Here is a 25,416-nt window from a genome sequence, read left to right as displayed (position 1 = left end):
TCAGTCTTTTTTGCCCCCAATACGTTGTTTTTAGTCCGATAATATCCACGATACGCTACGATCTAAGGAAATTAATGTCAGTAAGTCGACCGGTTATTTTGACTTTATCCGGCAGTCCAAGCACCAATTATTATCAATCTTAAAACTAGCATCTTATGGGCTTAAAATTTACCTTCCTGTTTCGGCAGGGGTGGTGCAGGAGTCTGTTTATTGTACTTCTGCTTTCCTGCCAGTTCGCTTCAGCTATTTCAGCTACCTATTCACGCCCGTTTTCAGGGCGATTTGCCGAGAGAACCATCACGGGCAGGGTCGTAACCCAGGAAGACAACAGCCCGATTCCCGGCGTTACGGTGGTGATCAAAGGCACGACGATCGGAACCAACACCGATGTCGATGGCAAGTATCAGCTCAAAGTGAACGACGACAACGCCATTCTGGTCTTTTCGGCGGTGGGTTATGTTTCGCAGGAAAAACCCATTGGCAACCTGAGCATCCTCGATGTGACGCTGGCCAGCGACCAGAAAATGCTGAATGAAGTGGTGGTCGTCGGGTACGGAACGCAGAAAAAAAGGGACCTGACCGGGGCGGTTTCGCAGATTAACACCACCAAACTCGAGAACGAAAACCCCAACTCCGTGCAGGACATTCTGCGCGGGAACGTGGCCGGTTTGAGCGTTGGGATGTCGCCATCGGCCAAAGGCGGTGGGAGCCTGCTGGTGCGGGGTCGCAACTCCCTCAATGCCGCCACCAGCCCGTTGCTGGTGCTGGACGGCGCGATTTATTACGGCGAGCTGTCGGACATCAACCCGAACGACATCGAAACCATCGACGTATTGAAGGATGCCAGTTCGGCGGCTGTTTTTGGAGCGAAAGCCGCCAGCGGGGTTATTCTGATTACGACGAAAAAAGGAAAAGAGGGCAAACCGACCATCAACATCAACACCAACATCGGGATGGCGAGCGTGGGCCGGAATCAGCCGGTGTATAGCCCGGATGGTTTTGTTTCGTGGCGCAGCGATGTAATGAAAAACATCAACTCCACCTATAAACCGGGTCAGTTCGACAATCCGGCGAACCTTCCGGCGGGGGTGACAACGGACCAGTGGCTGGCCTACGACGGTTCCAAGGGCGATCCGACGACCGTCTGGCTGCAACGGCTGGGGATGCAACCCATCGAAATTGAGAATTACAAGGCAGGCCGGAGCGTCGACTGGTACAACATGATTTTCCAGAACGGCATGCGCCAGGACCATACGGTGAGCGTTTCGGGCCGGAACGACGGCACGAATTACTACTTCTCGCTGGGGTATCTGGATAACAAGGGGATGCTCTACAACGACCGGTTTAAAACCGTTCGCGGGCGCCTGAATCTGGAAACCAAAATCAGCAAATTTCTGTCCGTTGGCGTAACGACCCAGTTCTCCGACCGCGACGAAAGCCCCGTGGTGGTGGATTATAACCTCGCCCGGACGCTCTCGCCCTGGGGAACGCCGTTGAACGACGACGGTACCTACAAATGGCGCCCGAACAACGAAGCCAGTGGCGGGAACCACCCATATTACAACCTGAGTTTGACGGATCAGAAGATCAAATACACGACGCTGAACACCACCTTATTTGGTCTGGTGACGCTGCCGTTCGGCATTACGTACCGCGTCAACTTTACGCCCCGCTACGAGTTTTACGAGAAATTCAACGCCATTTCGTCGAAACACGCGGATTATGCCGCCACCGGCGGAACGGCCAGCCGCCAGGAATACAAAGTTTATTACTGGCAGGTGGACAACATTCTGAAATGGAACAAAACCTTCGGCGCACACAACTTCGACGTTACCCTGCTGGCTAACGCCGAGAAATACCAGAAGTGGGATAACACCATGACGAACAAGGGCTTTCTGCCCACCGACGCCTTGGGTTATCACGGGATCAGCACCGGAACGAGCCCGACGGTGACCAGCAACGACGAATACAGCACGGGTGACGGTTTGATGGCGCGCCTGTTCTATTCGTTGAAAGACCGCTACATGGTAACGCTGTCGACGCGCCGGGACGGTTATTCGGCCTTCGGCCAGAAAAATCCGCGCGCGCTGTTCTCTTCGGCGGCTTTGGGCTGGGTGTTCACCGACGAGAAATTCTTCAAAAGCAGTTGGCTGAACTACGGAAAACTGCGGTTGTCGTGGGGTAGCAACGGAAACCGGGACATTGGCCGCTACGTCGCCCTGTCCGATCTGACCACCGGAAAATACCTTTACGTTAAACAGGATGGGACGGTTTATCAAGCCAACCAGTTGTACGTAAACCGCATGCAAAACCCCAATTTGAAATGGGAACGGACGTCTTCGCTAAACCTGGGTCTTGACTTCGGTATTCTGAACAACAAGATTGACGGTTCGGTCGAATTCTATAAATCCTCGACGAAAGACTTGCTGGTGCAGCGGTCGCTGCCAAACGTCGTTGGATTTGACTGGGTCATGGACAACCTGGGCGAAGTGCAAAACCGGGGGATTGAATTCAGCCTGAACTCGGTGAACTTCGACCGGCCCAATTTCTCCTGGCGGTCGATGGCCACGTTCCAACTGAACCGGAACAAGATCGTGCATCTCTACGGCGATAAAGACGCCAACGGCAAGGAAATCGATGATGTCGCCAACCGCTGGTTTATCGGTCACTCGATCGATGAAATCTGGAACTTCCAGGTGGATGGCGTGTGGCAGACCAGCGAGAAAGAGCAGGCCACGAAATACGGCGTGCGCCCCGGCGACTTCAAAATCCGGGATGTGGATAACGACGGAAAATACACCAACGCCGACAAAGTGTTTCAGGGCTGGACCAACCCGCGCTTCCGCTGGACGCTGCGCAACGAGTTCAAACTCTTCAAGAGCATCGATGTCTCGTTCGTGCTGTATTCGTACTGGGGTCACAAAGCCGCTTTCAACCAGGCCAAAAACATCGACGGTTTTCTGGACCGGACCAGTTCCTACATTCTGCCGTACTGGACGCCCGATAACCCGATCAACGACTACGCCCGCCTGTATTCGAGCGAAGGGGGGGCGACCGGTTTTGGGGTTTACAAATACCGCTCGTTTATCCGGCTCGACAACATTTCCGTGGGCTACAGCCTGCCGAAATCCCTGGTGCAGAAGGCCAGCATCCAGAACATCAAATTCTTTGCGTCGGTCCGCAACGTGGGCTACTACGCTCCCCAGTGGAATTACTGGGATGCTGAACCTGACAGCGACGGCAACAACGTACCGGTTCCGCGCATCCTGACGGCTGGAATTGATATTACCCTGTAAAACCTCTCAGAACTCATGAAAAGTCACTATATCAGTACCAAGCGGGGCGTTGTGCTGGGAACCATTTTCCTGGCGGCCACGCTGACCAGCTGCGACAAATCCTGGCTGGAACCCAAACCGCTTTCGTTTTTTGCTCCCGAAAACACGTTCAACGACCCCGCCGGTTTGCGGGCTACGCTGGTGGCCTGCGAACGAAACATGCGGATCGAGTGGTACGGCGATGCGCCACCGATGGTAACGGAAGCCATTTTCTCGGATATCGCCGTTGAAGGAACGACCGATAAATCGGGCCCGGCGCAGAACATGAACCTGCAGATTACGCCGACCGCCCAGTTGAACAATGGTGATTACAACAAAATTGGCTGGTACTGGAGCGAGGGTTACAAAGGAATCAAGTACGCCAATGCCGCCATCACCCGGATCGACCAGCCGAAGTATACTTCCGAGCAGCAGAAGAACGAGATTCTGGGTATGGCGTATTTCCACCGCGCAGCCCGTTACTACCGGTTAACGCACCAGTTTGGCGATGTGCCGCTGATTCTGGAAGAGGTGAGCACGCCCAAACTGGATTACCAGTCGACCAAACGGGAGGTTATCCTGCAACGGATGAAGAAGGATCTGGAACAGGCCGAAGGCTGGGTTCCGGCCGTGATGGACAAGGGAACCGTCAACAAAGGATCGGTCAGCCACTTGCTGACGAAAATCAACCTGTCGCTGGGTCTGTTCGACGACGCGATCAAATCGGCCACTAACGTCATCGACGGCGGCACGCACGCCCTGATGAAAGCCCGGTTTGGTGTGAATCAGGCCGATGCGACCAAAAACGTGATCTGGGATTTGCACCGGCCGGAAAACAAATCGATTGCGGCCAACCGCGAAGGTCTGATGATGGTGATTGACCGCCTTCTGCTCGATGGAAACGCCGATGGCGGGATTCAGCTGATGCGGAATACCGTTCCGTTCTGGCACAACAACATCAACACGCCCAACGGAAACCGGGGCACCATCGATACCTACGCCATCGAGATCGATCAGGTCAACAAAGTGGGTCGCGGCATCGGTCGGGTTCGGCCCACCTGGTATTCGACACACAGCGTCTGGGACGACAAAAACGATTTGCGTCACGCGCCCGGCAACTGGATGCGGATGCAGGATCTGGTGTATAACAACCCGGCGATCAAAGGGAAAGACTCGTTTTATGGTAAGAACCTGCAACTCCGGACCGATGCCGGAGCTTTACTGACCATCGACACGATCCGCTGCTGGTTCGACTGGCCCGCTTATAAACTGTTTATTCCCGATCCGGAGCGCGTGCAGGCCACCGGCGGGCATACCGACTGGTACGTGTTCCGGCTGGCCGAAACTTACCTGCTGCGGGCCGAAGCTTATTTCTGGAAAGGTGATCTGGCCAATGCCGCCAAGGATTTGAACGAAGTTCGGGCACGGGCCGGTGCGGCTCCGTTGGCACCGTCGGCGATCAACATTGGTACCATTCTGGACGAACGGGCGCGCGAGCTTTATTTCGAGGAACCCCGTAAAACCGAGCTGACCCGCATCGCCTACATTCTTGCCAAAACCGGTAAACCCGCTTACAACGGAAAAACGTATTCGCTGGAGAACTTCTCCGACAATAACTTTTTCTACGACCGGGTGATCGAAAAAAGCAATTTCTATAACAAAGGCGTCGTTACCCGCCACGGCGACGAATACAAGATCAGCCCGTACCACGTTCTGTGGCCGGTTCCGCAGAACGCCATCGACGGCAACTCGAAAGGAATCATCAACCAGAACAAGGGTTATGCCGGTTTTGAGAAGAACATCGCGCCGTTGACGGAAATCAAATAAAACAGTTTTAATGCGCTGATTCTCAGTAGGGCCACTAGCTAAGTTGAAATTGCACTTGGGTTAGTGGCCCTGCTGTTTGCAGGAAATTATATGACGTATTCCGGTAAAATCTAGCGAGTTGTGTTTTCCAGAACCACGACCGAAGGCCCGGTTGTCAGCCATTTTTTGCCTAGTCCGGTTGTGTCGCCCTGCGGAATAAAATACACGAATGAACCCAAAACCAGGTCGATATCGCCATCCGCATCCATGTCACCGGCATCCATCACCACCCAGCGTCCGTTGGCGGCTTCGGGAAATGAGTAATCGTCAAATTTCAGCTTTCCTTTGTTCTCCAAATAGATAAAGCTTTCTTCCGGGTAGCGCAGATAGTCCGGAAAGAACGAAATGGCCGCAATATCCAGGTCACCATCGAGGTCGTAATCGCGCACCATCGCCTTGTAAGCCCCGTTCAGCTGGTAGAAAAACGCCTGTTTAAAATGCGATTTTCCGTCGTTGAGGAAAATATAAATACCGTGGTAGTTCTTCAGGATCGGGGTTTTATCCGCGTTATCACCGCAAACGTAGACGATATCGTCAAAACCATCTTTATTGAAATCGGCCAGTTCAATGTGCTGGGAGCCATTGAGCGGTAAAAAAGTAAGCAACCGCTTTTCCTGAAATTGACCCGCTCCCCGGTTTTCATACAGGAAAACGCCTTCGTCGGCCTGCGCCATGAGCACATAAATATCCGGCAGGCCGTCGTGATTGGCATCCCTGATAATGGCCGAAATGGCACCGGGTTTTTCCCGCAAAACCCGCTTCGTGTAGCCTCCGCTGCCGTTGTTTTCGTACCAGGCCAATTGGCCGGTCTGGTTGCCGAACTCACAGGCCACCACATCTTCGCGCCCATCTTTGTTCAGGTCGCCGTAAGCCATAAAAACCGGTCGTCGTAAATCGGAAATGGCCACCGCCCCCGCCTGATAGCCCGCGCCATTTTTTGTGAATCGTTGCAGCGCGCCGTCGGACGCATCCGTGGGGAAAACGCCTTTTCCAACCGTAGTCAGGAGTAATTCATCCGGTTTTTCGTAAAAATGAATCGGCGTCGATTCCAGCGGCAGGCTGTAATTTTCCTTGAGATCGGGGGTTAAAAAGGTTAGGATATTCCGTCGGCTTTTGCCGTCACTAAAGACGATCCCCCGATTTTTGGGCAGGATTTTGACCATCGTGGTCAGCGAAGGCCGGTGCGAAAAGGCGGGTTCCCGGTATTTGAAATGCTTCAGACCGATTCGAATCGGGCTTTTGCGCAGGGGAGGAGCGAGGGTGTCCGGCGCATTCTCCAGGTAATAGTTCTCAATTTTGCGCCAGTCGGCTTTGGCCAGAACAGGCTTTTCCGGAAAGATATCGGCATCGCGCACGACGGTGCCACTTTCGCCGGGATCAAATAAACTGTCGGGACGAAAACCGCTGCTGTAGATCCCCATCCGGTGCCCCATTGCCGGAAGAACATCCCGCCAGTTCGATTTGGGTAATAAGTCGGGACTTACATACGCGTGACACCGCCCGCAGTGCGCCATCGCGAGCTCTTTCCCCGAAAGCGTCGAAACCGGTGGTTCTTCAAATTCAATTTTGTCATTTTGATTTTGCTTTTTGGCCGTACATGAAATCAGGAAATAGAATAAAATACAAAATGGGATCAGGTGTCTCATATACAAAAACCAAATTCGGGCCATCGGCAAATCATGCCACTTCTTTTCTACTAACCAAAAGCAGGGAAATTTTTGGTAGCGTGCTCGTGCCGGGTTGATGACTACTGTTTTCGTTCCGGCACCAGCAGCAGTTTGATGAAATTCTTGCCAAAATACAGATTGGCGGCCTGTTTCGTGCTTTCGGGCGTTACCTGTTTCAGAAACTCCGCTTCGTGCAGGATTTCGTCCGGGGCGTCGTTGTTGAAGTATTGATTTGAAAGATAGCCCAGCCAAAAACCGTTCTGCTTCAGTTGCAGCTCGGTTTCGCGCCGGGTTTCGGCCTTGAACTTGTCGATGTCCTTAGTTTCGGCACCGTTCTGCTTCAGCTTGTCGATTTCGGCCAGGGTGCGGGCAATCAGCTTGTCCACGTTTTCGGGCGCGCAACCAAAACTGATGCGGAAGGTATAGCGTTGCGCCGGTATTTTCGCGTATGCCCCGCTGACACTCACGCCGTAAACCCCGCTTTCTTCCTCCCGCAGCGTTTCGATCAGCTTGATTTCCAGCACTTCGGCGAGCGCATCGACCTGGGTGGTGTTATCCGTATTCCAGACAAAATCACCGCTGAACACCAGTTGAACGATGCTGCGTGGTTCCAGTCCTTTCGTAACGGATTTTTCAATTTTTCCCGCCGGAATCCGGATGCCCAGATCGCGGTAGTTTTCCTTTCGGTTCGTCACCGGCAAACCGCCCAGATATTTCTCAATCAGCGGTTTGATGTCTTTTTCATTGAAATTTCCGACGAAGAAAAACGTAAAATCGCTGGCGTCGGCAAAGCGGTCTTTGTAAATCGTCCCGGCCCGGTCCACGTCCACTTTATCCAGCCGGTCGGGCGTCATGGGCAATCGGCGGTAGTTATACGCCCCCAGCAACGACTGCACCGTGTCCTGAAAAACCTTCTGGGGCGTGGGCGTTGCCTGTTGATTCTGCAGAAAACTTTTCTGGTTCGACAGAAATCCCTTAATCACGTCGGCGTCTTTCCGGGGCGCCGTAAAGTAGGCATACACCAGTTGCAGCGCGGTTTCCAGGTCATCGGGCGTCGTGCTGCCACTGAACCCTTCCGTCGTTTCGCCGATGTAGGGCGAGACGTTGACGGTTTTTCCGGTCAGGTATTTACCCAGTTGAATCTGGCTGTATTCACCGATCCCGCTCATCTGCGTAAGTGTCGAGGCAAACCGGGCCGATTCAAAATCCTTGTCGTTGTAGAGCGAGGTGCCGCCCGGGCTGCTGGCCGAAAAAATAATCTGATCGTTTTTAAAATCCGTGGGTTTCAGCACCACTTTCACGCCGTTTCGGAGCGTCCACTCCGTGACGTTGATGTCCTTGATTTCTTTCTGGCTCGTTACGGGGCCGCCCACGGGCAACGTCGGCAACAGCGGTTTGTCCAGCGTTTTATCCACGTAGGCCGTAAGGCTTTTGCCCGCGTTGTCGATCAGGGCTAATATCTCTTTTTCCGTTGGCAATTTGGCCTTGTCCTTCTCGGGAGCCATGATCACAACGGCCCGGTTTTCGGTCGTAATGAACTGTTTCGCAAGATTGTTGACGTCGCCGACGGTAATGCCATTCAGGTATTTTTTGACGAAATCGTTGTAAAACGAAATGCTGACCGGGATGTCGCCGTGCAGAAAGTTCTCGACGTACTCGCCGACGTAGCTGGTTGAGCGGGTTTTGTCGCGTTCCCGATACGCCCGGTCCACATACTTCTGGTACTGCTTTTTGGCGCGATCCAGCTCCGTTTCGGTAAACCCAAACCGGTCGACGCGGGCGTTTTCGTCCAGAATGGCCGTAACGGCGCGGTTTACGTTCCCATCTTTGGCAACGACGTACGAACTGAACGCATCCTGATCGCCCAGAAAACCGCCGTAATTGCTGTATCCGGCCAGAAACGGCGGGTCGGACTGCTGCGTGAGTTCGTTAATCCGGTTTCCGATCATGGAATTGAACAGCACCCGCTTGATGGCTTCCCGAACGTCGTACAGGGTTTTTTCCTTGATTTCGGGGCGTTTGTACATGATCTGGACCATCGTGTTTGGCTGCTCCGGGTCCGTTACAATCGCGATTTTGGTATCTTTGTGGGGCGGAATCGGGTATTCCACGCGCGGTTTCGGATTACTCACCGCCGGAATCCGACCAAATTTCTCCTTAATAATTCCTTCGACCTGCGCCACGTCGAAATCGCCGACGGCCACAACGGCCATCAGATCCGGTCGGTACCAGTCTTTGTAAAACCGCTGGAGAGCCTCCGGTTTAAAGGTTTTGATGATCTCATCTTTCCCGATGGGCAGCCGGGTGGTGTAGCGGGCGTTGTTGAGAATCAGCGGATAATACTTTTCGCGCATCCGCTGATCGGCCCCGCGCCCCGAGCGGGCTTCTTCCAGAATCACCCCGCGTTCCTTGTCGATTTCGGTGGGGTCCATCGTCACGTTATGCGCCCAGTCTTCCAGAATCTGAAACGCCCGCTCAAACAGGCGCGCCGAATCGGTCGGGACGGGCAGTTGGTAAACTGTCTCGTCAAAACCGGTCGACGCGTTCAGGTCGGCTCCAAACCGGATGCCCGACGATTGCAGAAAGCTCACCAGCTCGTTTTTCGGGAAGTTCTTCGTGCCGTTGAACGCCATGTGTTCCATGAAGTGCGCCAGCCCCTGCTGGTCGTCGGTTTCCAGAATCGACCCGGCGTTGATGGCCAGCCGCAACTCCGCCCGGTTTTTGGGTTCGGCATTTTTGCGGATGTAATACGTCAGTCCATTGGGTAATTTGCCCACTTTTACGTCCGGATCGAACGGAATTGGCTGTTTGAGTTCAGCGGGTATACCGGCCGCAACCGCAGCTTTGGAAGGAACAGCGGCTTTTTTTTGACCGGTTTTGGCGGGTTTCTGGGCATTCGCACCGGATACCAGCAAAGCCAGGCAGAGTCCGGTAGCAAGAATCTTGTTCATCGTGTCAGGTTGGCGATACGGTTTTTAGCGCATTCCCGTATTTAACCCGAAATTAGTGGTATTATTTATACTTTGATAATGATTTTTTTCTGATACATCACGTATAAGATGACAAACCAGATCAATACAAACGTCAGCGCTCCGGCCAGCGACGCGTTGTACGGACTTTCGAAATACGGCACAAAAAAGGTCTGATACAGCCATTCTTTCCCGCCAATTTCCGTTCCGTCCGGCTGCTGCGTTTTGATCATATTCAGAAGGCGAGGAATCAAACCCGATAAAAAGAAAACCGTGATGGCATTGACGCCAAACGCAACGAACGGTTTGGTCCAGCGTTTATACCCCTGCACGTCGATTAGCCAGAAACAGAGCGCCAGCCCCTGTAACGCCAGACCGGAGGTCAGCAACACGAACGAGCTGGTCCAGAGCGATTTATTGATCGGGAAGAAACCGTTCCAGATGTACGCGCCCAGCAGCGCCAGACAACCGGCGACGAACAGCCAGGCGGTTTTTTCGGCTTCGGATCGTTTGCTTTTCAGGAGTGTTCCGGCCCGAATTCCCGACAAACCGGTGGCAATAGCGGGCAGCGTGCTCAGCAAGCCTTCGGGGTCCCAGACTTTCGCGGTTTTCCAAAGGTGTGGCCCACCGAGCAGTGTCCGGTCGAGCCAGGCGCCGAGGTTGGTTTCAGGCTCCAGGTTGGCTGGCCCAAAATCCGGCACGGGTACGAACGTCATCAGGAGCCAGTAGCCGACGAGTAAAACCGCAATCAGCCAGCCCTGCGTTCTGGTATCGGTTTTAATGTAAATCAGCGAACACGCCAGATACACCAAAGCGATCCGCTGCAACACGCCCGGAATCCGGACCGTCATAAAATCAAATTTCGGAAACAGGTTCAGGAACAATCCCAACCCAAACAGAATCAGGCTCCGCTTCACGATTTTTCCGGCCAGCCCGGGTTTTTCCTTATTCTGCAAAGCGTACGAAATCGATACGCCAACGATGAACAGGAAAAAGGGGAAAATCAGGTCAGTGGGCGTCCAGCCGTGCCAGTGCGCGTGCCCGAGCGGGGCGTAAATATGCCCCCAGTCGCCGGGGTTATTGACCAGAATCATGGCGGCTACGGTGATTCCCCGGAAAGTATCAAGGGACAGGAGTCGGACCGTACCCCTGGGTTGGTTGATGTCCGTGCGTGAAGAACTGGTTTGTTGCATAAATAAATTGAAAACGGTAGGGAATTTACTGTTAGCCCACGATTTCAATCGTGGGTTCGCCAGAAACGCAACCGTAATATACCAACCGTTTTAACGGTTTCAGAATTTCAAAACCGTTAAAACGGTTGGGAGCAAAATTCTCCGTCCGTTTTTCCCCACGGTTAAAACCGCGGGCTGGTAATTTGTATCAATTCCCAAAGGTGCTAAAAAACCGCTGCCCCAACTGAAGCAGAAGGGGCAGCGTTCAAGCGATTATAATAAATCCGGTGGGTACCTTAAAAATGCCAGCGGACGAAGGCTTCCATGGCTTCGTATTCAGCCAGGCCCAACTGGTTGTAAAGTCCGGCTGTGGCCCGGTTGCGCTCTTCGGCCCGTTGCCAGAACTCGCGCGAATCGGTTCCCTGATACACCACGCCATCTTTCTGCGACTGGTGTTTGAAAATTCCGAGCCGTTTCCGCAGCAACTGGTCGGGCGACATCGGCACGGCCATCTCGATTTCGTAAATATTCCACTCGGCCCAGGCGCCCCGGTAGAGCCACACCCAGCAATCCTGCATGAAATCCTCGTTTTTCAACCGCCGAACGGCTTCGAAAATGGCATCCAGACAAACCTTGTGCGTTCCGTGCGGATCGGCCAGGTCACCGGCGGCATAAATCTGGTGCGGTTTCACCTTTTTGATGACATCCATCACCACCTGAATGTCTTCTTCACCCAGCGGTTTTTTCTCCACCTTACCGGTTTCGTAGAAGGGCATGTTGAGGAAGTGAGCGTTTTCGACCGGAATTCCGACAAACCGGCAGGTCGATTTTGCTTCGCCTTTCCGGATCAGACCTTTGACATACCGAACCTCGTCCGTATCCATTTCGCTGTCTTTTTTCACGCGCAGGAATTCAGCCGCATCCTTGAAAATCCGGGTCGCTTCCGGGCTGTCGATGCCGAATTTCTCGTTGAAATCCACGACGTAGTCCGCAAACCGGAGGGCTTCGTCGTCGGCAACGGCGATGTTACCGGAGGTCTGGTACCCCACGTGAACTTCGTGGCCCTGATCGTGGAGCCGCTGGAACGTTCCGCCCATCGAAATGATATCGTCGTCGGGGTGCGGGCTGAAAATCAGGCAGCGTTTGCTGGCGGGTAAAGCCCGTTCGGGGCGCTTCGTATCGTCGGCATTCGGTTTGCCGCCGGGCCAGCCCGTAATTGTACGTTGTAACTGGTTGAAAACGTCGATGTTCAGATCGTATGCCTGGCCCACCTGAGCCAGCAAGTCGCTCATCCCGTTGTCGTTATAATCCTTGTTGGTCAGTTTCAAAACCGGTTTGCCCAGCGTGCGCGACAGGTAAGTCACCGCTTTCTTGATCATGCGGTTATCCCACTCCACGGTATCGACCAGCCAGGGCGTTTGCAAACGTGTCAGATCCGAAGCTGCGGCTTCGTCGATGACGAACAGGGCGTTCGGGTGGGTTTGCAGGTAAGATGCCGGGATGGATTCAGTGACGGTTCCTTCGAGAGCCGCCCGGATCACCGGAGCTTTGCGCTCGCCCCAGGCCAGCAGTACGACCCGCCGGGCGCTCAGAATGGAACTAACGCCCATCGTAATGGCCTTTTTCGGGGTTTTAGCCAAACCGCCGAAGTCCATGGCTGCAGCCGCCCGCGTGGAATGATCGAGCATCATCAGGCGGGTGTGCGAATTGATCAGCGAACCCGGTTCGTTAAAACCGATGTGACCGTTTCCGCCAATCCCGAGCAATTGAAAGTCCAGACCACCGTACGACTGGATTTGGTCTTCATAAGACCGGCCGAACTCGGCCACTTTATTGGCCGGAACGGTGCCGTCGGGAATAAAGTAATTGCCTTCCGGAATGTCGACGTGATCGAACAGATGTTCCTTCATGAACCGAACGTAGCTTTGCAGCGAATCGGGCTCCATCGGATAATATTCGTCCAGGTTGAAAGTCACCACGTTACGAAAGCTCAAACCTTCTTCGCGGTGCTGCCGGATCAGCTCGGCATAAACCGTTTTAGGGGATGAGCCGGTGGCCAGACCCAGCACACATAATTTGTCCTGCTGCTGCTTTTCGCGGATGAGGGCCGCAATTTCCTGGGCTACGGCGCGGGACGCATCTTTCGCATCGGCGTAAATGTGCGTTGGAATTTTTTCATACGTGATGGCCGACTGGACTGGCTCGCCCGGTTTGCGACCCGACGCGTTTTCAACAACGGAAGGTTCAGAAATCATAACGAAATAGTAGAATGTGGTTCGTGCGGTGCGGCAAAATTCGGCATACTTCTTCGTAACACCAATAAAAATATTTTAAAATTTTTTAAAAATGCACGAATCCCTTCTAAAGTAAGGAATCGCTGCGTATTCTGCCTTATCTTGTACTGTTTTTTGTCTCATTCGTCCTACTGCTCCCGCCAAACATGTCGTTTTCCCGCCGAAATTTTCTGCAAACCCTCACCGTTGCGGCAGCTTCAACGGCTTTGCGTCCGCCGGTTTCGATCATCAAACCGCCCCGGCTGAAACCGGGTGATACCGTCGCGCTGGTGGGTCCGGCGGCTCCGGCTTTCACGCACGAAACCGTGCAGATCGCGGTTGAATCCCTGCAGGCGCTGGGCTTCAAAACCGTTATTGCCAAACACGTTTTCGATCGCTACGGCTACCTCGCCGGAACCGACGCCGACCGCGCGGCCGATCTCAACGCAATGTTTGCGGATTCCGGCGTCAACGCCATCATGGCGATGCACGGCGGCTGGGGCTGCGCCCGTTTGTTGCCGCTGCTCGATTACAATCTGATTCGGCGGAACCCAAAAATTCTGGTGGGCTACAGCGATATTACGGCTTTGCTGCTGGGCATTTACGCCCAAACCGGTTTGGTCACGATGCACGGCGCGGTGGGATCGGCGACGTTCAACCCATTTACCGTCAATTATTTCCGGCAAACGCTGGTGGATGCCCAGGCGGTTTTGATGGAAAATCCGCACGACAAGGGCGACTTGCTGGCGCAGGTCAAAGACCGGGTGATGACGCTGCATCCCGGCAAAGCACGCGGCCGGTTAGTGGGCGGAAACCTGACGGTTTTGAGTCATTTGATGGGCTCGAAATACCTACCCGACTGGACCGGCTGCCTTCTGTTTCTGGAAGACATTGGCGAAGATGTATACCGGATGGACCGCATGATCACGCAGCTTAAACTGGCGGGCGTGCTCGATCAGATCAGCGGTTTTGTTTTCGGAAAATGCACCGACTGCGAACCCGGCAAAGGCTACGGTTCGCTCACCCTGGAAGATGTTTTCCGCGACCACATCGTCCCGCTGAAAAAGCCCGCTTATTCCGGTGCCATGATTGGCCACATCACGCACAAATTCACGGTTCCGCTGGGTATCGAGGCCGAAATCGACGCCGACGCCGGAACACTCCATCTGCTCGAACCGGCCGTCCGCTAGCGCAGCTACCCCAAGCCCGAAGGGCTTGCCGATGGATAACCCCGAACAAAGTTCGGGGAGCGCAACCAGCAATCGATCGGGCACCAACCCCAGCGGGGTTGACCGTGGATAACCCCGGATGAAATCCGGGGACAGGGGACAGGGGACAGGGGACAGAGGCCGGAGCGCAACCAGTAATCCATCATGCATCAACCCCAGCGGGGTTGACTGTTTAGACCAGCCATAGCTGAGTCAACCCCGTCGGGGTTGGGGTATCCTGAGCTTGCTCTTGTCCTGCTCCCCTTGTCCCCTATCCCCTGTCCCCGGATTTCATCCGGGGTTATCCACGGTCAACCCCGTTGGGGTTGGTCTATTTTACGATTGTTACCGTCACTTGTCATGCTCCCCTGTCCCCGGATTTCATCCGGGGTTATCCACGGTCAACCCCGTTAGGGTTGGTCTATTCTGCGATTATTTGTGTCTTATGGTGATGGATTGCGGCTGGACTTCGGGCTTGGGGGAGCGGAACTGCAGTTTTTCCTGCATTTTATCGCGGATAAGTCCGAAAAATTTATAATTTTTGTAGTAGAATACAGTACATTACCCGTTGCAAACTCTTTATAAAGAGTTGATCAATTGAAACCTGAATCCTGACGTATGAAACCTCAACTCCTGGTAGTTGGCGGGTTGGCCGTGGTGGTTGCGCTTACACTCTCTTCGTTCCTCGGAATTTTCGAGGATAAAGTGGATTTTAATACCCAAATCAAGCCCCTGCTCAACAAGAATTGCATTGCCTGTCACGGGGGTGTCAAGAAGGCTTCCAATTACAGTCTCCTCTTCAAGCACGAAGCGTTGGCGCCCGCCAAATCCGGCAAACTGGCCATTGTGCCCGGCGACGCCGATGCCAGCGAACTGATCCGCCGGTTGACGCTCACCGATCACGACGAGCGGATGCCACTCGAAGCGCCCCCGCTCAAACCGGAAGAAATCGAACTGCTGCGGAAATGGATCGACCAGGGTGCCGAATGGGGGGATCACTGGGCGTACCAATCCGTCGAAAAACCGGATGTGCCGAAAATCGGGACGTTCTGGTCGCGGCTGGGCATCGTCGAAAACGACGAACTGAAGTGGGCAAAAAATGAAATCGACCATTTTGTCATCGACAAACTCAAACCGGAGGGCCTCAAACCGTCTGCCGAAGCCGACCGCGCCACGCTGATTCGTCGGGTGTCGCTCGACCTGACCGGTTTGCCGCCGTCGGAAAAAGAAGTCGCTGATTTTGTGGCCGATAAGTCCCCCAACGCGTATGAAAAAGTGGTTGATCGCTTGCTGGCCTCACCGGCGTACGGCGAACGCTGGACGGGCATGTGGCTCGATCTGGCGCGCTACGCCGACACAAAAGGGTACGAACGGGACCCGGGCCGTACCATCTGGCGGTATCGCGACTGGCTCATCAAAGCCTTCAACGAGGACAAACCGTTCGACCAGTTTACCGTTGAACAAATCGCTGGGGATTTACTGCCAAAGCCGACGGATAATCAACTGATTGCGACCGGGTTTCACCGGAATACGATGACCAACGACGAAGGCGGAACGCAGGACGAAGAGTTTCGGGTGGCCGCCGTCATCGACCGCGTCAATACGACCTGGGATGTCTGGCAGGGAACGACCTTTAGCTGCGTGCAATGCCACAGTCATCCCTACGACCCGTTTGTCAACGAAGAATATTACAAATACCTGGCGTTCTTCAACAACTCCCGCGACGAGGACGTGACGACCGAAACGCCGACGCTGCGGTTTTACAAACAGGACGATTCGCTGAAAGTGGCGGAATTGAATAGTTGGTTGCAGGGCCATGCGAAACAACCCCAACAGGCGCAGGACATGATGAAATTTGTCCGGATTACCGAGCCGAAAATCAATTCGCACGACTTCGACGAATACGTCAACGCATCGCTGATTGATGCCAAATTTTTCGGGGTTCGCGATGGTGGTTCCGGCCGAATGAAAAACATCGATCTAACGGGCAAAAACCGCCTGATCATGCAATGGAGTACAAAGGTTAAAAAAGCCTTTTTTACCCTGCGCCAGGATAGCCTGACCGGTCCGGTTTTACTGGCCACGCCAACGCCTACCAACGGCCGGGATACCACCATGATTTTTGCGCTCCCGGCGGTTTCGGGACGACACGATCTGTACATGACGCTGGTGAATCCCGATGAGCCGAAAGACTGGGTTCAGGTCAAGTGGGTGTCGTTTCAGTCTGCATTGCCCGGTCAACCGGCAACCGAACTGGGCGAAATGGATTTGAAATTGATGGCAATCCTGAATACCCGGCCCGAAACAACGCCGATCATGCAGGACGGAACCGGCGATCTGGCCCGGAAAACATTCGTTTTTCAACGTGGAAACTGGCTGGTGAAAGGCAAGGAAGTGAAGCCCGACGTGCCGAAATCGCTGCCACCGATGGCGAAGGAATTGCCCAAAAACCGCCTGGGTCTGGCGAAATGGATGGTGAGCCGCGAGCATCCGCTGACGGCGCGGGTGGCGGTCAACCGGTTTTGGGAACAGTTGTTCGGAACCGGTATTGTGGAAACCGTCGAGGACGTTGGTACACAGGGCATTCCGCCGACGCACCGCGAAATGCTCGATTGGCTGGCCGCCGATTTCATGGAAACCGATCACTGGAGCGTCAAGAAATTACTGAAGAAAATGGTCATTTCGGCCACATACCGTCAGCAATCCGACGTTTCGCCCGATTTACTGGCCAAAGATCCTTTCAATAAATTGCTGGCCCGCGGCCCCCGCGTCCGGCTGGCGGCCGAGCAGGTTCGCGATCAGGCACTGGCCGTAACCGGTTTGCTCAGTAACAAACTCTACGGTCCGAGCGTGATGCCGCCCCAACCCGACGGTATCTGGCAGTCACCGTACAGTGGAGAAAAATGGCTGTTGAGCCAGGGCGAAGACCGCTACCGACGGGCGCTGTATACCTACTGGAAACGCACCGCGCCGTATCCGTCGATGATTACGTTCGACAGCCCGAGTCGGGAGTTTTGCCAGCTTCGGCGGCTGCGGACCAACACGCCCCTGCAAGCCCTGGTGACGCTGAACGATCCGGTGTATGTGGAAGCCGCCCAGCGACTGGCCGAGACAATGAAATTACGCGGAAATACGCCGGAACAGCAGATTCAGGCCGGTTTTCGGCTGGTGATGCTCCGAAATCTGGCACCGAAAAAGCTGGCGGTTTTAACGAAATTGTATCGCAATACCGAAACCTATTACCGTCAAAATCCGAAAGAAGCGCAAAAGTTACTGGCCTGCGAAGAAGCGACTCCGCAACTGGCGGCTCTGACCGTGACGGCCAATACGATGTTGAATCTGGATGAAGTGATTACGAAAGAATAAACCGATGAACAAACTCCTTAAAGAACTTCAGGAAGCGGCTTTGCAACGCGAAACCCGGCGGCATTTTTTGCACACCTGCACCACGGGGCTAGGTGCGATGGCGTTGGGTTCGGCGCTGACCAGTTGCGGTTTTTTCGATAAGAAAACAGCGCAAACGGCGGCCGCTCCGTCGCAATCGGGCGAGCCGATGACGCCCCGTCCATCGCAGTTTTCGCCGAAGGCTAAACGAGTGATTTACATCCACATGGCCGGTTCGCCGTCGCAGCTGGAGCTGTTCGACTACAAACCGGAACTGGTGAAATACCACGGCAAAGACTGTCCGCAGGAGTTGCTGGAAGGCAAGAAATTCGCGTTCATCCGGGGCGTTCCGAAGATGCTCGGGCCGCAGGGCAAGTTTGCGCAACACGGCCAGTCGGGTGCCTGGATTTCCGATTACCTGCCGCATTTGCAGACCGTCGCCGACGAGATCACGTTCATCAAATCGATGCACACCGACCAGTTCAACCACGCTCCGGCGCAGTTGCTGATGCACACCGGTGCCGCCCGGCTGGGCCGCCCCAGCATTGGCTCCTGGGTGACGTACGGGTTGGGTTCCGAAAATGATAATTTACCGGGATTTATCGTGCTGGCGTCGGGTGGTAAACAACCGGATGCGGGTAAGTCGGTCTGGGGCAGCGGTTTTCTGCCGACGGTTTATCAGGGCGTGCAGTGCCGCACCGACGGCGACCCGGTTTTGTACGTTTCCGATCCGCAGGGCATGAACCGCGACATTCGGAAGCAAACCATCGAAGCCATCAATGAAGTGAACCGTCAGCAGTACGAGGACGTGAAAGATCCGGAAATTCTGACCCGGATTTCGCAGTACGAAATGGCGTTCAAGATGCAGATGTCGGTGCCGGATGCGATGGACATCAAGAGCGAACCCGAATACATTCTGAATTCCTATGGCGTCGACCCGAACAAAGGTTCGTTTGCGCGTAACTGCTTGCTGGCAAGACGGTTGGTAGAACGTGGGGTACGGTTTGTGCAGTTGTTCGACTGGGGTTGGGACACACACGGCACCAGCAAGGACGGTTCGATTGAAACCGGTTTGCGCGATAAATGCACTGCTTCCGATCAGGCCGTAACGGCTTTGCTGAAGGATTTGAAACAGCGCGGTTTGCTCGACGAAACGCTGGTGGTTTGGGGCGGTGAATTTGGCCGCACGCCGATGCAGGAAAACCGCGACGGCCAGACGCTGCCGTTCATGGGCCGCGACCACCACCTGGATGCGTTCACGGTCTGGATGGCCGGTGGCGGTGCGAAACGCGGTTTTAGTTACGGCGAAACCGACCCGATCGGGTATTATGCCGTGAAAGACAAAGTCCACGTGCACGACCTGCAGGCCACGATTCTGCACCTGCTCGGCTTCGATCATTCCAAGCTGACGTACCAGTTTCAGGGTCGCCCGTTCCGGCTGACGGACGTGGCGGGGAAGGTCGTCAAACCGGTTTTGGCGTAGCGATTCGATTACGGTATGCTGACTATCAAACCTATCAGGTCTCGAAGACCTGATAGGTTTGAGCCTTGAATGTCTGAATCAAAAGTCAATGGTAAAAAAAGCGTTCTTGCTGGCTGTATCGATTGTCGGTGCGCTGACCTCCGGTTTTTCGCAAAACCGGGTGCCGGTATTTCGGCAGGACGTTCCCCTGGATTCCATTCGCCTGAGTGACCCGTGTATTCTGGCGGATAAAAAAAACGCCACTTACTACATGACCGGTACCGGCGGTATGCTTTGGAAAAGCAAAGATCTGAAAAAATGGACCGGCCCGGTTGCCATCGCGCAGACGGATCCCAACTCCTGGATGGGACCTATGCCGATGATCTGGGCCGCCGAACTGCACCAGTACAAGGACAAATACTACTACTTTGCCACCTTCACCAACCGGGCGGTGAAAATTGACACGGTTGGCGAAAACATCATTGAGCGCCGGGCCAGCCACGTGTTGGTCAGCGACAAAGCTGAGGGGCCGTACGTGCCAATGAAAGATCCGATGTATTTGCCCGCCGATAAACCGACGCTGGACGGTACTTTTTGGGTCGATACTGACGGAAAACCGTACATGGTGTATTGCTACGAATGGCTGCAGAACCTCAATGGAACCATCGAAAAGATTGAGCTGAAGCCGGATTTAAGCGGTTCGGTTGGCGAAAGCAAACTGCTTTTTCGGGCCAGCGACAGCCCGTGGAGCCGGGAAAATTCGAAAGACAAAGCCAAGATTGCACCGAACAAAGTGACTGACGGTCCCTGGCTCTTCCGCACCGGAACCGGTCGGCTGGGCATGATCTGGACCAGTTGGATCTACGACGTGTACACGCAGGGCGTTGCCTACTCAAAAAGTGGCACGCTGGATGGTCCCTGGGTACAGGAAAAAGAACCGATTACGCCCCCGAATTACGGCCACGGTATGCTGTTCAAGACGCTGGAGGGCAAATGGCTGATGTCCGTGCACAGCCATAAAAGCGTCAACGGCCGGACGATGCGCTACCCTCATTTATTCGAAGTAGACTTTTCGGGCGACAAACTGGTGGTTGGAAAACCGTATCTGCCGTAACGCAGCGGGCCACTTTTGGGGCCATAAGCAGGTTCTTCACACCACGGAACACCTGACATTCCACTTATTCTGAATACCGAAAAATGGAGCATGACTTTTGTAGCCATTTCTACGATTGTCAACGGAGTCAAAAAAGGCTTGCCCATCCATTACGTATTCATGCCATCCAACACGGAACGATTTCATTTCCTCGACGGGCTGCGCGGTATTGCCTCGCTGCTGATCGTCATCCATCATACTTTTACGACTCATATTGTCGCTTTCCTCGACCAGCACGGCTGGTCGGTACCCGGTTTTTTGCTGCTTACCTTCACGCAATCGGGCGTGGAACTGTTCTTTGTGCTGAGTGGCGTGGTGCTGCTGCGGCCCTACCTGCGTTCCGGGCGCAGGCTGGACGTGAAGAACTTCTATTACCGGCGGTTCCGGCGCATTTATCCGCCTTATGCCGCAGCACTGGTGTTCGGGGCGGCTGTCGTCTGGGTGATTCTCGCTTTTCCAACCTGGTATTCGGAGGAACTTTTGCCCTTTTCCTTCCGCGAACTGGTCGAGCAGGCATTCATCTTCAACTTCGACGGGGTCTATTTCAACATCGCCTGGTGGAGCCTGCAGATTGAAATCTTGTTTTACATCCTGGTGCCCGTCATTATCCACCGATTCGCGGCCGCCCGGCGGTTTTCGTATCGCAGGCTATGGCTACTCATCACCCTGACGCTGCTACTCACCACCTGCGCACAGGTATATCTGGACGCCACTCACCCTCATATCTATTCCTACCACGCCACCCGGCTTATCTTCTACAAGTTCATCGATTACCCCATCTGTTTTCTGCTGGGCGTATACCTGGCCGCTTCCGACAGTAATCCGAAAGAAGCTGTGTTGTTCATTCTGGCGGGGATTCTGTTAATTGCGGCTTCCTGGTTCTTTTTGCCCTTTGGATATGCAGGCTGTGGTCTGGTGTATGCGGGAATGATCGTCCTGATGTTCCAGGAAAACCGCCTGAAGCGGTTGTTTGAACGCCCCTTATTCGTCTGGTTGGGCGAGCGTTCTTTTTCGCTGTTTCTCACCCATGTCTCGGTGATTCACCTGCTCAACTTTGCCGTATCGAACTTTTTGCCGGGTCGAAACCTGCTGTACGGCGCCGTAACCCGCCTGCTGATGTTTCCGGTTTGCCTGTTCGCGGCCATGTTGCTATTTCAGTTCGTGGAACGTCGCTACGCCCGTGGGCTGCAAACGGCTAACCGCTTCTGGCCGTGGAGTGGCCGAAAAAAAGAGAAACCGGATCAGGCGGCTGTGACCGGTTTTTGAAGTGAAAAGTCGCCGTTCCTCTGGACGCTACCTCAGCCTACAAAACTCATTCCATCTTCCAGGACTTTCTCATACCTGGCTTTATCGAAGCGGTACAGGTACGGGGCTTTGTGGGCGCCACCGGTTTTTCGTTCTTCCAATCGTTCCAGAATATCGTAGCCTAACACCCGTTTCTGGAAATTCCGGCGGTCGAGGGGCTGGCCCAGAATGGTTTCGTACAACCGCTGTAACTCGGGCATCGTGAATTTTTCGGGCAATAAATTGTAGCCGATGGGCTGGTAGCTGAGCTGCCGCCGGAGCGTTTTCAGCGCCAGTTTGATCATGTCGTTGTGATCGAACAGCAGGGGCGGTACCTCATCAACGTCCCACCAGCGGCATTCGTCCGTAAACTGGTCGGGCGTGGGCACCACCTCCGAAAATTCCACCAGCGCATAATACCCGATCGAGACGTGCCGCCGGAACAGCGGTTCGTCAATATCGCCCGGAAAACCGAGCCGGATCATCGTTTCCTGTTTCGTAAAATGCTTGAACCGAACGGCTTCGCCGAAGGTGTGGAACTGCTGCAGAAAAACCGCCTGCAAACCGGTGCGCTCCTGCAAACTCCGGTGGGCCGCGTCGTCCATGTTTTCGTCGTGGTGAATAAAACCGCTCGGCAGGAGCCAGTCCGTTCCCGTTCGCCAGTGCAGCAGCAGCACTTTCAACTGGCCGTCGTGGAAACCGAAAATGACGAGATCAATCGAAACGTGGGGGACAAACGCGCTGCCATCCCATTTGGTCAGTAAATCAGCCTCTTTTCTGGACTCCATGCTGAAAAAATTAAATTATTTATAGTGTGTAAGATAGACACAATGAAAAAATACTGTATCATTGTGTTAAAAATACGCATTAATAGCAGAAACCAATGATTTCTTCACTAAAATCAACCGTTCTGGTTTTAAGTTTGGGCGTGGGCGCGATTGGATTGTGGGCGTATTCGGCACGGCCCCTGCGGACTTTTGGCGGAGAAGCTCCCGAACCCAATCGCTTTACCAAAGTGGTGCTGGCTGAAAAACTGAATGAGCCGATGGAAATGGCGGTTTTGCCCGATGAGCGGGTTTTGTTCATCGAACGGCACGGGGCGGTTCGCCTATATACGCCCGCGACGAAGCAGCTCAAAACGATTGCGACCATTCCGGTCAGTACCAAATACAAGGACAAGGAAGGCGTTGAAACGGAAGCGGAAGACGGTTTGCTGGGACTTAATCTGGACCCGAAGTTTAATCAGAATCATTGGATTTACCTTTTTTATTCCGAACCCGGAGTCGATAAGAATATTCTGACGCGGTACGAACTGCGCGGGGATGAACTGGTGCTGGCGTCGAAAAAGGTATTGCTGGAGGTGATCACCCAGCGCGAACAGTGCTGCCACACGGGCGGCTCCATCGACTGGGACCGCGATGGTAATCTGTATCTGTCGACGGGCGACAACACCAGCCCGCGCGCAACGCTTTACGCCCCCATCGACGAGCGGCCGGGCCGCGGCCCCTGGGATGCCCAGAAATCCTCCGGAAATACCAACGATCTGCGGGGTAAAGTGCTCCGCATCCATCCCGAAGCCGACGGTTCGTACACCATTCCCGACGGCAACCTTTTCCCGAAAGGAACTCCGAAAACGCGCCCCGAAATTTACACGATGGGCCACCGCAACCCGTACCGGATTTCGGTCGATAAACACACCGGTTATTTGTATTGGGGCGATGTAGGGCCCGACGCCGGTGTCGATTCGGTCAATGTCGGACCAACGGCCGAGGATGAATACAATCAGGCCAAAAAGCCGGGAAATTTCGGCTGGCCCTATTTTGTGGGTGCCAACAAAGCCTACAACGAGGTGGATTTCGCCACCAACAAATCCGGACCGGTTTTCGATCCGGCGCATCCGGTCAACGAATCGCCGAACAACACCGGTTTGCGGGACTTACCGGCGGCCCAACCGGCGTTGATTTCGTATCCGGCCTCCGAAAGCAAAAAGTTTCCGATCATGGGCAGCGGTGGTCGCAGCGCGATGGCCGGACCGGTTTATTACAAGTCCGATTTTCCGAACGCGAAACGACCTTTTCCCGACTATTACAACGGTAAACTGTTCCTGTTCGAGTGGATGCGGGACATGATGCTGACGGTTTCGTTCGACGAAAAAGGTGATATGACCAACATCGAGCGGTTTTTGCCTGACCTGCCGCTGAGCCACCCGATCGATATGGCGTTTGGCCCCAACGGCGATCTGTACGTGCTGGAATACGGGACGGGCTGGTTCACCCAGAATGACGATTCCCGGCTGGTGCGGATCGAATACAACGGCGGCAACCGCAAACCGGCCGTGCAGGCCACCGTCGATCAGAAAGCCGGTGCGGTGCCGCTGACGGTGCATTTATCGTCGGCCGGAACGCAGGACGCCGACGGTGATCCGCTCACGTATCAGTGGAAAATCAGTCCGAAAACCGGTGGTCAGCCGGTCGTGCTCAACGAAGCGAATCCGGTTTTTACCTTCAGAAAACCGGGTCAGTACAAGGCGGTTTTGTCCGTGACCGACGCCAAAGGACTGAAAGAAACCCGGGAAATCGGGATTATGGCGGGCAACCAGCCCCCGCAGGTTTCGTTGCTGACAAAAGGCAACCGGAGTTTTTATTTTTCCGGGCAACCGATTGATTACCAGGTGACGGTTTCAGACAAAGAAGATGGCAGCCTGGCGAATGGCCGCATTTTGCCCCAACAGGTGGCGGTTCGGGCGGCTTATCAGGACGAAGGCGCGGCCCCGGCCGAATCCGGTCATAAATACGCCGAAGCTGAGTATTTATCCACCGGACAAAGTCTTATGGAAAAAAGCGATTGCAAGGCGTGTCATTTCGTCGATAAAAAATCGGTCGGCCCGGCATTTGTGGAGGTGGCCCGGAAGTACAAAGGCGATGCGAATGCCGTAGCGAGCCTGTCGAACAAGATTATCAAAGGGGGCGGGGGCGTTTGGGGCGATGCGATCATGACGGCGCACCCGCAACTGTCTCCGGCCGATGTCGGTGAAATGGTGAAATACATTCTGACGCTGTCGAACCAGAAAACCGTCCGCCCGACCCTGCCGATTCAGGGCACATACGCCCTCGATGAGCAGGCCAAAGGAAACCTGGTGTTCCGGGCGTCGTACACCGATAAAGGCGCGAATGGATTACCGGCGCAAACGACCGAAACCGTGCTGTCGCTCCGCAATCCGACCGTGGCAATGGGCGCGGCCGACAGCCAGTCGAAGAACATCATGCTGTTTAAAATGGGCGCTCAGCCGTATCCCAACGTCATTGTTCAGGCGTCGGATACGTACGTGAAATTCAACCAGCTTGACCTGACGGGCATTCGGGAGCTGGCCTTTGCCGTCAGCACGCCGTCGCAGATTAGCCCGGTGGGCGGGCGAATCGAGGTTCGGCTGGATTCGCCGACGGGTCCGTTGGTGGCGCAAACCGACGAGATTGTTCCCGCCAGGGAACATGCCGGGGCCGCGATGTTTAAGGCTGAGATGGTAAAGGCGAAACTGACGCCAACCAGCGGAGCGCACGATCTGTATTTTGTTTTTAAAAATGATAAAGTTGCCAAGGGGATGCTTTTTGTTCCGGTAACCGTGCAGTTTATTCCGTAACTCAGCTACAATTTGTTTTAGATCATC

General features: G+C 54.4%; 13 protein-coding genes. 8 read left to right on the top strand and 5 right to left on the bottom strand.

What is annotated here, in order from left to right:
* Window positions 1–155: 155 nt before the first annotated feature.
* On the top strand, window positions 156–3,296 hold the full coding sequence (locus GJJ30_RS01440) for a SusC/RagA family TonB-linked outer membrane protein (RefSeq protein ID WP_154172398.1): 3,141 nt from the start codon (window positions 156–158) through the stop codon (window positions 3,294–3,296).
* Window positions 3,297–3,311: 15 nt separating this feature from the next.
* On the top strand, window positions 3,312–5,141 hold the full coding sequence (locus GJJ30_RS01435; RefSeq protein WP_154172396.1) for a RagB/SusD family nutrient uptake outer membrane protein: 1,830 nt from the start codon (window positions 3,312–3,314) through the stop codon (window positions 5,139–5,141).
* Window positions 5,142–5,251: 110 nt separating this feature from the next.
* Here GJJ30_RS01435 and GJJ30_RS01430 read toward each other — a convergent pair whose 3' ends face one another.
* The 4 genes from GJJ30_RS01430 to nagB all read right to left on the bottom strand — a co-directional run bounded on the left by GJJ30_RS01430 (window position 5,252) and on the right by nagB (window position 13,243).
* On the bottom strand, window positions 5,252–6,826 hold the full coding sequence (locus GJJ30_RS01430; RefSeq protein ID WP_154172394.1) for an FG-GAP repeat domain-containing protein: 1,575 nt from the start codon (window positions 6,824–6,826) through the stop codon (window positions 5,252–5,254).
* Window positions 6,827–6,927: 101 nt separating this feature from the next.
* Window positions 6,928–9,798, bottom strand: a complete 2,871-nt coding sequence (locus GJJ30_RS01425) for a M16 family metallopeptidase (protein WP_154172392.1) — start codon at window positions 9,796–9,798, stop codon at window positions 6,928–6,930.
* A 65-nt stretch (window positions 9,799–9,863) separates the two neighbouring features.
* Window positions 9,864–11,009, bottom strand: a complete 1,146-nt coding sequence (locus tag GJJ30_RS01420; RefSeq protein WP_154172390.1) for an acyltransferase family protein — start codon at window positions 11,007–11,009, stop codon at window positions 9,864–9,866.
* A gap of 275 nt (window positions 11,010–11,284) precedes the next feature.
* The gene (gene nagB, locus GJJ30_RS01415; RefSeq protein ID WP_154172389.1) at window positions 11,285–13,243 is read right to left on the bottom strand and encodes a glucosamine-6-phosphate deaminase; all 1,959 of its coding nucleotides are present in this window, start codon (window positions 13,241–13,243) and stop codon (window positions 11,285–11,287) included.
* A gap of 185 nt (window positions 13,244–13,428) precedes the next feature.
* Here nagB and GJJ30_RS01410 point away from each other — a divergent pair, with 185 nt between their 5' ends.
* From GJJ30_RS01410 to GJJ30_RS01390, 5 genes are all read left to right on the top strand, one after another.
* Window positions 13,429–14,451, top strand: a complete 1,023-nt coding sequence (locus GJJ30_RS01410; RefSeq protein ID WP_154172388.1) for a S66 peptidase family protein — start codon at window positions 13,429–13,431, stop codon at window positions 14,449–14,451.
* Between the two features lie 636 nt (window positions 14,452–15,087).
* A complete protein-coding gene (locus tag GJJ30_RS01405) occupies window positions 15,088–17,835 on the top strand; it encodes a DUF1553 domain-containing protein (protein WP_154172387.1) in 2,748 nt (915 codons plus the stop codon).
* A gap of 4 nt (window positions 17,836–17,839) precedes the next feature.
* The gene (locus tag GJJ30_RS01400) at window positions 17,840–19,336 is read left to right on the top strand and encodes a DUF1501 domain-containing protein (RefSeq protein ID WP_154172386.1); all 1,497 of its coding nucleotides are present in this window, start codon (window positions 17,840–17,842) and stop codon (window positions 19,334–19,336) included.
* Between the two features lie 88 nt (window positions 19,337–19,424).
* Entirely contained in the window at window positions 19,425–20,429 is a 1,005-nt protein-coding gene (locus tag GJJ30_RS01395) for a glycoside hydrolase family 43 protein (protein ID WP_154172385.1), read from the top strand.
* A 90-nt stretch (window positions 20,430–20,519) separates the two neighbouring features.
* Window positions 20,520–21,734: an acyltransferase family protein gene (locus GJJ30_RS01390; RefSeq protein WP_154172384.1), complete on the top strand. Its 1,215-nt coding sequence runs from the start codon at window positions 20,520–20,522 to the stop codon at window positions 21,732–21,734.
* Window positions 21,735–21,766: 32 nt separating this feature from the next.
* Here the strand turns inward: GJJ30_RS01390 and GJJ30_RS01385 are convergent, their stop codons facing one another.
* Window positions 21,767–22,540 carry an NUDIX hydrolase gene (locus GJJ30_RS01385; protein ID WP_154172382.1) on the bottom strand — a complete coding sequence of 258 codons (774 nt, stop codon included), beginning with the start codon at window positions 22,538–22,540 and terminating at the stop codon, window positions 21,767–21,769.
* Between the two features lie 95 nt (window positions 22,541–22,635).
* On the opposite strand from GJJ30_RS01385, the gene GJJ30_RS01380 reads away from it, so the two are divergent.
* On the top strand, window positions 22,636–25,389 hold the full coding sequence (locus tag GJJ30_RS01380; RefSeq protein ID WP_154172379.1) for a PQQ-dependent sugar dehydrogenase: 2,754 nt from the start codon (window positions 22,636–22,638) through the stop codon (window positions 25,387–25,389).
* Window positions 25,390–25,416: the final 27 nt, after the last annotated feature.

The sequence above is a fragment of the Larkinella terrae genome, from assembly GCF_009668025.1.
Lineage (GTDB): Bacteria > Bacteroidota > Bacteroidia > Cytophagales > Spirosomataceae > Larkinella > Larkinella terrae.
This window is presented reverse-complemented; position numbering and strand designations above follow the sequence as displayed.

Bases quoted from the DNA above. Each gene is read 5' to 3' on its own strand.
- GJJ30_RS01430 (WP_154172394.1), bottom strand. From the start codon at position 6,826: ATGAGACACCTGATCCCATTTTGTATTTTATTCTATTTCCTGATTTCA.
- GJJ30_RS01390 (WP_154172384.1), top strand. From the start codon at position 20,520: ATGACTTTTGTAGCCATTTCTACGATTGTCAACGGAGTCAAAAAAGGC.
- GJJ30_RS01405 (WP_154172387.1), top strand. From the start codon at position 15,088: ATGAAACCTCAACTCCTGGTAGTTGGCGGGTTGGCCGTGGTGGTTGCG.
- GJJ30_RS01410 (WP_154172388.1), top strand. From the start codon at position 13,429: ATGTCGTTTTCCCGCCGAAATTTTCTGCAAACCCTCACCGTTGCGGCA.
- nagB (WP_154172389.1), bottom strand. From the start codon at position 13,243: ATGATTTCTGAACCTTCCGTTGTTGAAAACGCGTCGGGTCGCAAACCG.
- GJJ30_RS01380 (WP_154172379.1), top strand. From the start codon at position 22,636: ATGATTTCTTCACTAAAATCAACCGTTCTGGTTTTAAGTTTGGGCGTG.
- GJJ30_RS01425 (WP_154172392.1), bottom strand. From the start codon at position 9,798: ATGAACAAGATTCTTGCTACCGGACTCTGCCTGGCTTTGCTGGTATCC.
- GJJ30_RS01395 (WP_154172385.1), top strand. From the start codon at position 19,425: ATGGTAAAAAAAGCGTTCTTGCTGGCTGTATCGATTGTCGGTGCGCTG.
- GJJ30_RS01440 (WP_154172398.1), top strand. From the start codon at position 156: ATGGGCTTAAAATTTACCTTCCTGTTTCGGCAGGGGTGGTGCAGGAGT.
- GJJ30_RS01435 (WP_154172396.1), top strand. From the start codon at position 3,312: ATGAAAAGTCACTATATCAGTACCAAGCGGGGCGTTGTGCTGGGAACC.
- GJJ30_RS01385 (WP_154172382.1), bottom strand. From the start codon at position 22,540: ATGGAGTCCAGAAAAGAGGCTGATTTACTGACCAAATGGGATGGCAGC.
- GJJ30_RS01400 (WP_154172386.1), top strand. From the start codon at position 17,840: ATGAACAAACTCCTTAAAGAACTTCAGGAAGCGGCTTTGCAACGCGAA.
- GJJ30_RS01420 (WP_154172390.1), bottom strand. From the start codon at position 11,009: ATGCAACAAACCAGTTCTTCACGCACGGACATCAACCAACCCAGGGGT.